Below are 13,172 nucleotides of genomic sequence, written 5' to 3'. Positions count from 1 at the left end.
GGATTATTTGCTGGCAAATTATTTGGTGAAAGAGTTGAATCCGAACCCACCTTAGGATTTTGAGTTTCATTTTTGGGTAAATTTGAAGTTTCTTTTTGAAAGGCATTATCATTTTTAGGCTTTTCAGGTGATGTTTGTAAATTTTCTTTAGCAGCACAAGCACTAATTAATGTAACACCAGCCATTAAGAATACTAAGGCGAAAATTTTATTTTTTATTTTTTTATTTTTCATAATTTATAAACCCTTCTTAAGCTATGGCAACCAAATCATATTTTTTCGAAAAATTTTATAAATGAAAAAATTGGATTTAGGATTTGAAACAAATTTTTTATTTAACTATTAAACACAAAAAAACAAAATTTTTAAGTACTACAAACATCTCAAGATTATTAAAAATTTTTTAATTATTATATATATATATATATATAATGCTAATTCGATGATAAAGTTAGGAAAAAGTGCAAATAATAAGTAAATTTAAACGATATTAACTCTATTGTTGCATTTTTTTTCGTTCGGGGGTCTGGTTTTTTGATTGTATATAGAATAGGCAAAAGTTAATATGGTTTCCGCTTTTTTACTCTTCATTTAGCTCAGTGGAGGTAAGAGGGGTTGTGAAACAACATAGAAGAGACCTCTACCCCACCGCCGCAGCAAAGCACGCATGGGCGGTTGGGGTTGGGTGGTCTCTTCTTTTATATATGGGAGACCGCCAGGTCCCCTGTTTTTGTTTTATTCCATTTCATTTATGAAATGATTCAATGTTTATAAACACAACATGCTCGACCTCGAATATGCAACACCCAGAGGTCAAGCATGTTGATAGATTAATAACAATTCAATATTTTTAAATGAAATGGAATGTTGGATTAGGGAGAAAATTCATTAGTATCATATATATTCTTTATTGAAATATAAAGTGCAACACGCGCTTTTACATAAAAGAAATTATACTCGTTTGAATTTCAAGCAAGTATTTTTATGTTTTGTTTTTTGTCTTCGCTTTGTTTTTGGGCTTTTACACACCCCTACTAAGGGACTTTGTTTTGGTTTTTAAGTTTTTTTGCTTTTAGTTTTTTGTTTTTACATTTTTAAAATTGAATCGTATATATCTTTTGAACTTTTTCAATTAAACATTTCTCTAGGCATTGAGTTTATTTTATCTTACAAATCTTTTATATCTTCTTGTGTTAAATCTGAAAAATAAAATCCCTTTTTATAAAATCTTCTAACTAAGCCATTGGCATGTTCATTTGATCCTCTTTGGTAAGAATCATAAGGCTCACAAAAATAAATAAGAAAATTTAATCGCTTTGCAACTAAACCAATTTTATTAAATTTAAAACCATTATCAATGGTTATTGTTTTAACTGTTAAGTTATTACATTGAATTAACTCAGCAATTGCCTTGTTAACGAGATGGCCATTTTTTGTTCTAATAGATTTTATAAAAGTTTTTCTGCTTATTCTTTCAGTTAACGTTAACAAATTACTGTAACCATTAGCTTTTTTACCTATGATTAAGTCCATTTCATAGTGATTTGATTATAATCTTAAGTCGATATGCTTTGGTCTAGCTCAAATAGGAATTACATGTTTGCCAGTAAATTTAGAAAATATACCATTACTTCTTTTTCCGCCTTTTTTTATATCAAGTTCTTAATCGATCACTAGGTCATATTCTCCATTGGCGTTTTTTAATTCAATTAAAAACTTGTCTTCATGATGGCATTGCTATATTTAAATTCATCACTTTTATTTTGTATTAAGTTACTTTTACACCATGAATTCTTTTGTCGTAATATTTATTTAATAGGTTTAAAAAATCATTGTATTTTTCAACTCTAAAGAAAAATTTGTGTAATTGTTTACTTTTGCTTTTTTCTTGTGCGAAATTAAATTGATAAGATCCTTCACTATTAGAATTTCTTTTTATTTCTCTTGAAATTGTTGACTTGTTTCTTTTTAAAATTTTAGCTATTTGATTAACTGATTTATGATCACAATTTCGCAAATAATCAATTTTTATTTTTTCATCATAAGATAATTTTCTATAATTAATATGAAGCTCCCTTTTATTTTGGTCGATAGTGAGTGAGCTTTTTTTCATGCCTTTCCCCACTAAGATTATATAAAAATGCAACGACTATCACTAATCGTTACACTTTATATTTCAATTTGGGAATAAGAAATTGAAACATATACAAATTGATATAATAATGAGCGATTAAATAAATTTTAAATTGAAAAAACCCTTCAAAAATATTGAGAATTTCACAATATTTAAAAAGGTTTTTTTGTCCAGGTTTATTTTCTAATTACATTTTTTAATAGGAAAAACGATAAATTTATTTGAAAATTAATAAAAATACCTGTTATTTTTTAAAAATGAATTAGTTGTAACCAAATGAATATCTTTATAAATAATCTTAAATTAACCCGATGCTGGTAAGCACATTGGAATAACTTCAAAATTTTCAGGGTTATCTTTTGTAGCTTGAATTATTTTATGACACAAAGTTGCAGGATTAATATTTTCAGCAGGATCATATTTGCCATAATTCGCTCCAATAATATCTTTTTCATAATCATTAAACATATAAAAATAATGAATATCATTTGTTTTCCTTGAGCGGCTACGTCGAGTAAGTGCTAAAATACCAACAACATTTCGATCATTATCTATTAATAATGAACCGCTATTACCTTTCATAAGTGTTGAAAATTCATCATTGTTATTAATAATCAATCTTAGTCAAGTATAAGGGTCATCTAAATCGCTAGTATACATTCGGTGAATTATTTGTTCATTATACCCAATTCATGAACCATAACCATTAACAAAAAAAGGTGTAAAAATTTGGTTATTTGAAATGCTTAAATTTGCATATTTATCGGTAAATTTTAACGGTGGCAATGTAGGTCATTTTTCTAAATCTTCTAAAACTGATTCTCAATATTCATAATTAGTGTTTGAGTCCATTTTTTTTCTAATTTCAATTTTTAATTTTTTTAAATCTAAAATATTAACTTGAACATCACGTGGGTCATTATTGAAATCGCCTAATTTATTTTTTTCTTTTTTATAATTAAATGTTCAAAAATATCTTAAAAAAATATTATCTTTAGTTTGGGCTAAATCATCTGTCAAACTTATAAAAGAAGCATTATATTCTTTTTTATTTTTATAAAATTTTTGACCAATTTTTCTAAAAGAAGAAAATAAACTCATTTTAAGGCCAACATGAGCGTTGGAAATAACATAATATCTTTCATCATTAGAATCTAAAGGTTTTACTTTAGATAACATTGTTCATGTCCCTGCCATTCCAAATGTCCTAATTCTCATTTCCTCAGCTAGCGGAAAAGTATTATAGCTATAAATTTGACTTATTGTAGAACTATAAGTATTTTGGTATTTTTTATCTAAAAAATCATGATAACCTTTGAATTCTTTTGTTCTCAAATCATTAGAATTAACATTAATTTTAAATGGATCATTTGGATCAAATAGGTGGGGCTGATCTCAAAAGTAATTACTTTTCATTAGGTGTTCATTATTTGAATAAAATTTTTCAAAATTAAAATTTTGGTACTTCGATGGTAATTTAAATTTTTCCAATGTTTGATTTTGATCGTTGTTACTTTCAAAACTAAAATTTAAAAAAGAAGTAAAATATGAAAAAAACATTTTATTGTTTTTGAGAGCATCTAAAATATTATCTGTAAAATTTTTTGCAGCATCAGTTTTTTTAATCAATTTAAAATTTAATTCATTATTTATTGAATCATATTTAATGGTAATTAAAACATCATCCACTTCATCAATATTTATTTCTCCATTTTTTTTGATTAATTCTAATGGTATTTTAATCCCTGCAGATTCTTTTTCGTTTAAATTTTTTCCGTCCATTTTAAAATGTCAATTTATATCTGTATTTTTATTCATTAAAGCAGCATTTTCTAATCTAGTTTGTGAATTATTTCTTTTAAAATCTAAAAATAATCATAAATATGGATTAGAATGTGAAGCATCTAAGTTTAAAATTTTGTCAATACTATCAAGATTAAAATTTCAACTAAACTCTTGATTATTTTGATTAAAATTTCAAATTTTTTGATTAATAAGCATGTGCATTCTGTAAAATTTTTTAAAATGATTTTCTGCGATTTTTTTAACCTTAAAATTTTCATTCTCAAAGCCTAAATTTGGATTAATATAATCATTATATGTTTGATATACCGTCGCTTCTTCTTTGACATTAACGGAACTTTTTGTTGATTCATTTATTTCAACATTTTTTTCATTTTTTAAATTTTCATCGGTAGCTTGTTCATTATCTAAATTTGGGTTGTTATTAATATCTGATGAATTAGAATCTGATTTTTTTGGTAATGCAACAGGAGTGTCTTCTGAATTTTCTTTTTTAGAATTATTTTCATTAGAATTTGAAGGATTATTTGCTGGCAAATTATTTGGTAAAAGAGTTGAATCCGAACCAACATTAGGATTTTGAGTTTCATTTTTTAACTTTTCATCAGTATCCTGTTCATTATCTAAATTTGAGTTGTTATTAATATCTGATGAATTAGAATCTGATTTTTTCGGTAATGCAACAGGAGTGTCTTCTGAATTTTCTTTTTTAGAATTATCTTCATTAGAATTTAAAGGATTATTTGCTGGCAAATTATTTGGTGAAAGAGTTGAATCCGAACCAACCTTAGGATTTTGAGTTTCATTTTTGGGTAAATTTGAAGTTTCTTTTGGAAAGGCGTTATCTTTTTTAGGCTTTTCAGGTGATGTTTGTGAATTTTCTTTAACAGCACAAGCGCTAATTAATGTAACACCGGCCATTAAGAATACTAAGGCAAAAATTTTATTTTTTATTTTTTTATTTTTCATAATTTATAAACCCTTCTTAAGCTATCCCAACCAAATCATATTTTTTTTGAAAAATTTTATAAATGAAAAAAATTTGGATTTAGGATTTGAAACATTTTTTTATTTAACTATTAAACACAAAAAAACAAAATTTTTAAGTAGTACAAACCTCTCAAGATTATTAAAAATTTTTCAATTATTATTATTATTATTATTATTATTATTATTATTATTATTATATCAATATATATATATATATATATATATATGATGCTAATTCGATGATAAAGTTAGGAAAAAGCACAAATAATAAATGAATTTAGACGATATTAACTCTATTGTTACATTTCTTTGTTTTGGGGTCTGATTTTTTAGTGCATTAGAAAACAGAAATCAGTTAATATAGTTTCCACTTTTTGTTCTCCATTTATTTTAATGGGGGGGGTTGTGAAACAACATAAAAAAGACCCCATGCGGTAAAGCGTGCATGGGCGGATGGGGTTGGATAATCTTCTTTTTTTGTTTTATTTCATTTCATTTATGAAATAATTTCAATGTTTATAAATACAATATGCTTGACCTCAGATAATCAAAAACCAGAAGTCAAGCATATTAATGGATTAATGACAATTCAATGTTTCTAAGTGAAATGGAATGTGGGATTAGGGAAAAATTCATTAGTATCATATAAGTATGTAATTAATCAACAATTCCTTTAATGCGTTTTTCAATTTTATTTCTAGCTACTTGACCTTGGTATTTTTCAATAATTGCTAACGCAAGATCAAAACTACTAAATGGCCCTCTAGCTGTAATTAAACGATCAGCAATATGGCATGGTGCTGCTAAATAATTTTTACCTTTAATTTGGTTTTCAATTGGATAAGCGCAATAAGATGTAGTTTTGTCAATAATTCCTGCCTCGAATAGCACATTTGGAGCATCACATATTGCAAAAATGGCTTTTTTATGCACCTTGAAGCTAGCAACTAAATTTAAAGCAGCTTCATTACTTCGCAAATGCACTGCGGCTCTCCCGCCTGGAATAAAAATGGCATCATAATCATTAACTTTGACATTTTGCACTGTTGTTTTAATAAAAGCTACTTTGTGTTGTCCCAATAACTCATGTTTATGATCGGGGTTATAATAGTCAACTTGTTTAAATACTTTTGCAGCATCCAAAACTCCCAAAACAGTTACCAATTCCACGTCTTGGAAATCATCAAGTACTAAAACTAATAATTTCATTTTTTAAATTCCTTTTTTTAGATAATTTTATTATAAAAAATTATAACTTAATTTTAAGTCAAAAAATTTTAAAATGGCTTTAAAAGCTTTTTTCAAGCCCTTAGAGCCATTTTTATCTTTTAAAAGCTTATTAAAAAAAGGCTTTTAAAGTATAATTTTTAATACTTATCCAATTTTCTAGAGAGCTGGATAACAACCTAAAAATTAGGGAGGCTTAAATGTTATTTTTTGATAAAAAAGATGATGAAATGGATAAAGAAAAGGATCCATATCATTATGAAGAAGAGGAATTGAAAACAGTATTTGATTCAGCTACTGCTTCTGTCCAAAAAATTGTTGAAATTGAAGAGGAAGAAGAAATTCCTCAACTTAAAGAAAGTTACACATTAGAATCAAAAATTATTGATGAAGAAACTGAATATTTAGCGCCACGAAATGTGGTTCAAGAAATGCGTGAATCGTTTCTAGAATACGCTATGTCAGTTATTATTTCTCGTGCTTTACCAGATGCTCGTGATGGATTAAAACCAGTGCATCGAAGAATTTTATACGGAATGTCAGAATTGGGAATGTTTCATGGTTCTGCATTTAAAAAATCAGCTCGGATTGTTGGAGATGTTTTAGGAAAGTATCACCCTCATGGCGATAGTTCTGTTTATGAATCAATGGTGCGGATGGCACAAGACTTTTCATTGCGTTATCCACTAATTGATGGTCAAGGTAACTTCGGATCAATTGATGGCGATTCTGCCGCTGCAATGCGTTATACTGAAGCGAGAATGTCGAAAATTGCTGGCTCAATGGTTGAGGGAATTAAAAAAAATACTGTTGATTTTGTGCCTAACTATGATGATTCTGAAACTGAACCTGCTGTTTTACCATCACGTTTTCCTAACTTATTAGTTTCCGGAGCTACTGGTATTGCTGTTGGAATGGCAACTGCAATACCGCCACATAACTTAAATGAAGTTATTAACGCTACAATTGCTCTTGCTCAAAACCCTAATATTACAATTGATGAATTAATGCAACATGTTTCTGGGCCAGATTTTCCAACTGGAGCAATCATCCTAGGAAGAAAAGGGATTGTGAATGCTTATCATACAGGACGGGGATCAATTGCTGTTCGTTCAAAAACACATATTGAAGTTTTAAAAAATGGTAAAAGTCGTATTGTAGTAACTGAAATTCCTTATGAAATGAAAAAACCAGCAGTGATTACGAAAATTGCTGAGCTTGTAAAAGCTAAAATTTTGGAAGGGATTTCTGATTTGCGTGATGAATCATCACGTGAAGGAATTCGAATTGTTATCGAACTAAAAAAAGGCATCATTCCTGAAGTGATGTTAAATAAATTGTTCAAAATGACTAATTTACAACAAAACTTTAGTGCCAATATCATTGCCCTTGTTAAGGGTGAGCCAAAAATATTAAATTTAAAAGATGCTTTACAAGTTTATTTAGATTTTCAAATTGAAGTTGTTACTCGGCGTACATTATTTGATTTGGATAAAGCAAATAAAAGCGCTCATATTTTAGAAGGTTTAAAAATTGCAGTCGAAAATATTGATAAGGTTATTGCAATCATTCGCGGCTCAAAAAATGATGCTGAAGCTCAAGAAAAATTAGCTAGCGAATTAAGTTTATCAGCTGCACAAACTAAAGCGATTGTTGATATGCGTCTAGGAAGATTAACTGGACTTGCAATTAATAAAATGAACGAAGAATTAGCTGAACTAAAACTATTAATTGCTAAATATCAAGAAATTTTAAATTCACGCGAAAAATTAATTGCTTTAATCATTGAAGAATTATCTGAAATTCGTGATAAATTTGGTGACAAACGTCGGACAGAAATTAATAGCCAAGAAGTGGGTGATATCTTAGATGAAGACTTAATTTCTAAAAAGGATGTTGTAATTACCGTAAGTTCTAAAGGTTATGTAAAACGGATTCCGCTTGAAGAATATCGCACTCAAAATCGTGGTGGGGTAGGTGCTAATACTGCCACAACTTATGAAGATGATAATATCGAACTGATTTTAACAGCTAATACTCATGTTGATTTATTAATTTTTACTAACTATGGAAAAGTGTATCGTTTACGTACTCACCAATTACCTGAACAATCAAAACAAGCTAAAGGAACACCGTTTGTTAATTTATTACCCATTGATAAAGATGAAAAAGTTGTTTCATTATTAGCTGTTAAAGCTTATGATGAAAACCACTTCCTAGTAACTGTTACAAAATTAGGAGTAATCAAAAAAACTGCTTTAACAGAGTACCAACGAATTAATAATAATGGTAAATTAGCTTTAGGAATTAGAGAAAATGATAGTTTGTTTAAAGCTTTTGTTGTTAGTGATAATGAAGAAATTTTAATTGGAGCTTCCAATGGTAAGGTAGTCCGCTTTGACGCTAGTCAAGTTCGGTCAATGGGTCGTGTTGCTGCTGGAGTTAAGGGAATTTCATTAACTGCAAAAGAATTTGTAACCGGAGCCTCAAAATCAAGTGAAGGAGCATTTCTATTTTCGCTAGGAAGTAAAGGTTTTGGTAAAAAAACAGCTCTTGAAGAATATCGAAAAACTTCGAGAGGTACCAAAGGTGTGTTAACAATTGATGTAACTAAAGCTGGTAAATTAGCTTACATTGGTGTAGTTCAAGGTGATGAAGATATTTTAGTAATCACTAGTGATGGAATTGCGATTCGAACCTCATTGCAACAAGTTAATGAAACTTCACGGGCAACAAAAGGTGTCAAAATCATTAATTTAAAAGATAAGCAAGAAATAAAGTCACTTGCTAAAATTGATAATATCGAAAAATCATTGGAAACAGCACATGATTTAAAAAATAGCACTGAATCTAAATAATAATACTTAAAATTTATGTACAACTTGCTTTTAAAAAGCAAGTTTTTTAATTTTTTAGTGAAATAAATCTATTAAATACTCTTTTAATAAAGTTAGTAACCTTATTTTTAATATTATTAATTTCCTGTATATACTTAAACTAGTAAAAAAATGAAAATTAAAATAATTGCAAACAATAGCAAAACATAGTTGTCTTTATAGAAATTTATATTTAATTTTACAAAAAATGAAAAGGAAAGCTATGTTAAATATAATTAAAAAAAAATAAAAAAATAAAAATATTACTTAATGGGGGCTTAATATCAATTGTTGCACTTCAACCAGTTATATTGCTAGCATCTTACAAAAGCAATGATTCAGAAAGTAAAAATACAGAAGATTTAAATATATTGAAATCTTTTTACAATGATAAAACTAAAATATTATCTTATTTTAAAGAAAAAGATTACAAGAAATTATCTAATGAAGCAAAAAATAATATTGAAATATTAAATTGAATTAAAAAAACAAACTATAAAACAAAAAATTCAATAGTTGATGATATAAAAACATTGAGTGAGTTAAGTATTTCAAAAGATTTAAAAATTTTTATGCTTGAAAATTTAGTTACAAAATTTGAAATGTTTCAAAAATATGAAAAAACAAAAGAAATAAATCCCACTAAAACAAAAAGCAGATGATTAAAAAATTATAAAGAAAGAAAAGAAAGAAACTACAATAATGATTATGCATTTTGAAATGCAGAAAAAAGAACTGGGGAATTATACTATTACAATAATCAGATAATACAAAATGGCGAAGATTATCAAATAACTTGAGATCATATGTTCAATGATGATGTTACACATATAGGTTGATCAACCGAGTACATAGCTAAATTTAGGATGACGCAAATAATCAAAGAAACTATAGATGATTTTACTTTAATAAAAAATGAAATTAAGCCGTATTTAAAAAATGAAGTTATTTCAGACGAGGAAATGCTTAAATACTTTGCCAATAATAAAGATGATTTAATTGATGTTTTTAAAAATGAATATCAAACATATGAAAAACAAAAAGAAATTTTAAATAAAATAGATAAAAATGTAAATAAAAGATTGTTAAAAAATTCTGATAAATTGATAAGATTTCAAAAAAAACTTAGTGGAACTAATTTTAGTAGTGTGAAAAATGCATTTGGAGTAAAAGCTAAATTTTCAGCTGCAATTAATTCAATTTCTAAATCTCCAAAAATTGTTGCAACTTCATTGAAACATTTAGCAACAGCATTTAGTGGAATTTTGAGTATAGTTGATGGTTTTTTAGAATATAATTCAACATTGTCTGAAGAAAAATTAATAATAAAATATGGTTTAGGCGCAATCGGTGTGGTAGCTGGTGTTGCTAGTCTTGTTGGATCTGCTATACCAGTTTTAGGCGCTTTGTTCGTTTTGGGAAGCATAGGGATTCAATTATTAGAAAATATAAAAACAAATAACGGATATACAATTTGAGAAAATTTTGGTGATCACGGTTTAAATGATTGATACTTTCAATTAAAAAATAATTCTAATGTTATTTCACAAATTGCTCATTCATTTTCAGAAAACTTCACAAAACCCATAGAATGAAAAGTGGATGATGGTTGATTTACTCTTCCTAATTTGTTCATTAGAACAGGGCAAGGGAATTATAAATCAAATTTCATTGAACTAAGTCCAGGATGAGAGTTTAATTATGGAGACAAAATTAAATTAAAGTTAAAATAAAAATACTATGAAAAAAAATAATTTATACCAATCATTAACAGTCAAAATGAATTACATATATTTAGTAGTAGCAATAATAACATCATTAATATCAATTATTGCTAGTTTTAAAGATTTAAACCAAATAGGAGTTTATGCTAATTTAACATTAAGCTCATTCAGTGTTATTGCAATGCTTTGAAATGCAAGTTATTTAATTTACATCAATAATCTTTCATATAAATATTTAAAAAATAAAGATTATACTAATTACATTAAATTTTTAAAACAAACAAAATCTAGTGATATAAATGCATTTTTCTTATTTTGATTTACTGATTCATTAAAAGGATTTATTTCTTTTAGAATTGCTTTTTTACAATTATTAACTAGCATTATAATTTTCATTAATTTGATTTTTATATTTAAACAAGGAAATTTTGTAATCGGACCTGAATTTCTTGAAAAAAATCAATTAGAAAATGTTAAGTTTAGTACTGCTTTTTTAAATTTAGGAATTCAAATTTCAGCTATTTTAGCATTACCTTCATTTATCTACTTTTTTTACTTATTAGTTAAATATAGTTTTATATCAAAAGAAAACCAAAAGCATTTACAAATTAATCACAATGATTATGATTTTTACATCGAACAACTAGAAAAAGGAATTGAAATCCAAAACATTAAAAAACCAAATAAAAACTCAAAAAATAATTATTCTGTATAGTTACAATTTTGATGCTCAATAAATAAAAGTATTTAAAGGGTGTAAAATTCATATTTATATAACTGCTTTTTAAAAAAATCAGTATCCTCAAAAAATTTGACAAAAACAACTAAAGAGGGATAGAATTAGATAATTTATATTATTCTTAATCTGACATTACCGAAAAGTTTTTTTGTTCGAAATTTTAAGAGATTAAAATAATTTGAAAAATAAATAATAGAGGCAAAAAAATGAATAAAAAAAATAAATTAAAAATTTTTGGTTTTTTAGGGACAATCACATTAGTTGGACTTGGTATCGGAGTTGGAGTTTATTGACTTGCATCTAAAACAAAAACTATCATCGAAAAAAACAGTGAAATTCTGGAAAATCCTGAAATTGCTCAAAATATCAAAAATAATTCTGATATTCAAAACTTTTTAGTGAATCGTACAATTGAATACAAATTAAAAACAAACGATGAAGCTTTAAATTATTTAGATCAAGATAAATATCAAGAATTTATTGATAATTTTTATTACACACTTTCAATAGCTGAAAAATTTAATTTAAATATTGATAAAACTAATTTTAAAAATCGCTTTGAAAAAAATTTAGTGCTAAACAAATATTTTGATTTCAATCAGTTAGTGAAACTAAGTAAAATTAGGCAAATTTTAAGCATTCCTTTTAATTCAAATGAATTAGAAATTGTTAATAATTACATTGATGTTATAGTTAAAGAAATTCCGGATAAAATTACTTCTGCAGAAAAAATTAAAAATAATATTGCTATAGTAAATCAAATTTTAGCTTTTGTTAAAATTAATAATTTAAATTTTCCAAAGCTAAGTTTATTAAAAAATAAATTAGTTGCAATATTTGACAATTTTACTTACCCAGATCCAGAAACACTAGAAGATAGTGAATTACAACAAAATTTAAATTTAACAATAAATTTAATTCAAGCTACTAGAAATATCGAAAATATTGATTATAAAAAAATAAGTAAAACTTGATTAAATTATTGAAATTCTAAAATTACCGATTATTTAAATCAGAATAAAACTGGATATATTGAAAATATTTTAAATTTTAAAAATGCCACAAAAGGATTTTATATAACAACTTTTGATGAAGTGATGAAAAATGTAGTTGAGCATTTTGGAAATAATGTAAGTATTGAAACTTTTAATTTTTATGGTATGGTTCTAAACACTTATGATTTAAACTTTTTTAGCAAACATCTTCAAGATAAAATTCAAGACTATTTAAAAACTCAGTTAGCTAATTATTACTTTAAAACATACCCCAATACTGAAGAAAATTATTATCTTAGCATTTTAACTAATGATAAAAAAATAAAAACTAAAATTGAAAAAACTATTATTGAAAAATTTAATAATTTTTTGGATCCAGGAAATCACCCAGAATTAAATAATGTCAATAACATTGAACAAAATTTGGAAAATATATATTTCGCAGCTTTAAAGTTAATAAAAAATGATAAAGAAAAATTAATTACTAACAAAAATACAATTATTAAATTTGTTAATAATGATTTAATTCACGCTTTTTCGCTTTTTGAAAAGTTAAATGTTAAAATGACAAAACATATTTTTTATGGATTAAACACACTAGCATTAATAGCCACTTTAACTAATCAAAAAGTTGAGTTATCATATCATTTTTATGATTCATTTAAAAATTATTACCAAAAAAATA

9 protein-coding genes are annotated in these 13,172 nt (G+C 26.1%); 4 read left to right on the top strand and 5 right to left on the bottom strand.

Annotated elements, in window-relative coordinates:
* The 5 genes from ACW95P_RS04755 to ACW95P_RS04735 form a co-directional block, all read right to left on the bottom strand.
* On the bottom strand, window positions 1-233 hold a 233-nt coding region (locus ACW95P_RS04755), incomplete at its 3' end, for a hypothetical protein (RefSeq protein ID WP_457962119.1).
* A 933-nt stretch (window positions 234-1,166) separates the two neighbouring features.
* Window positions 1,167-1,532, bottom strand: coding sequence for an IS30 family transposase (locus ACW95P_RS04750; protein ID WP_457962118.1), 366 nt, complete (start codon window positions 1,530-1,532; stop codon window positions 1,167-1,169).
* Window positions 1,533-1,767: 235 nt separating this feature from the next.
* A complete protein-coding gene (locus tag ACW95P_RS04745) occupies window positions 1,768-2,112 on the bottom strand; it encodes a helix-turn-helix domain-containing protein (RefSeq protein ID WP_457962117.1) in 345 nt (114 codons plus the stop codon).
* A gap of 324 nt (window positions 2,113-2,436) precedes the next feature.
* Window positions 2,437-4,905, bottom strand: a complete 2,469-nt coding sequence (locus ACW95P_RS04740) for a hypothetical protein (RefSeq protein ID WP_457962116.1) — start codon at window positions 4,903-4,905, stop codon at window positions 2,437-2,439.
* 678 nt (window positions 4,906-5,583) lie between these two features.
* A complete protein-coding gene (locus tag ACW95P_RS04735; RefSeq protein WP_457962115.1) occupies window positions 5,584-6,135 on the bottom strand; it encodes a DJ-1/PfpI family protein in 552 nt (183 codons plus the stop codon).
* A gap of 218 nt (window positions 6,136-6,353) precedes the next feature.
* Between ACW95P_RS04735 and gyrA the strand changes: the two genes are divergently transcribed.
* The 4 genes from gyrA to ACW95P_RS04715 form a co-directional block, all read left to right on the top strand.
* Window positions 6,354-9,011: a DNA gyrase subunit A gene (gene gyrA / locus ACW95P_RS04730; RefSeq protein ID WP_457962114.1), complete on the top strand. Its 2,658-nt coding sequence runs from the start codon at window positions 6,354-6,356 to the stop codon at window positions 9,009-9,011.
* A gap of 329 nt (window positions 9,012-9,340) precedes the next feature.
* Entirely contained in the window at window positions 9,341-10,762 is a 1,422-nt protein-coding gene (locus ACW95P_RS04725; protein ID WP_457962113.1) for a hypothetical protein, read from the top strand.
* A 7-nt stretch (window positions 10,763-10,769) separates the two neighbouring features.
* Entirely contained in the window at window positions 10,770-11,468 is a 699-nt protein-coding gene (locus ACW95P_RS04720) for a hypothetical protein (RefSeq protein ID WP_457962112.1), read from the top strand.
* 230 nt (window positions 11,469-11,698) lie between these two features.
* The coding region (locus tag ACW95P_RS04715) for a hypothetical protein (protein ID WP_457962111.1) at window positions 11,699-13,172 on the top strand (1,474 nt) is incomplete at its 3' end.

Source organism: Mycoplasma pogonae (assembly GCF_054170725.1).
Note: the sequence above shows the minus strand (reverse complement) of the source record. Positions and strands in the feature narration are given on the sequence as shown.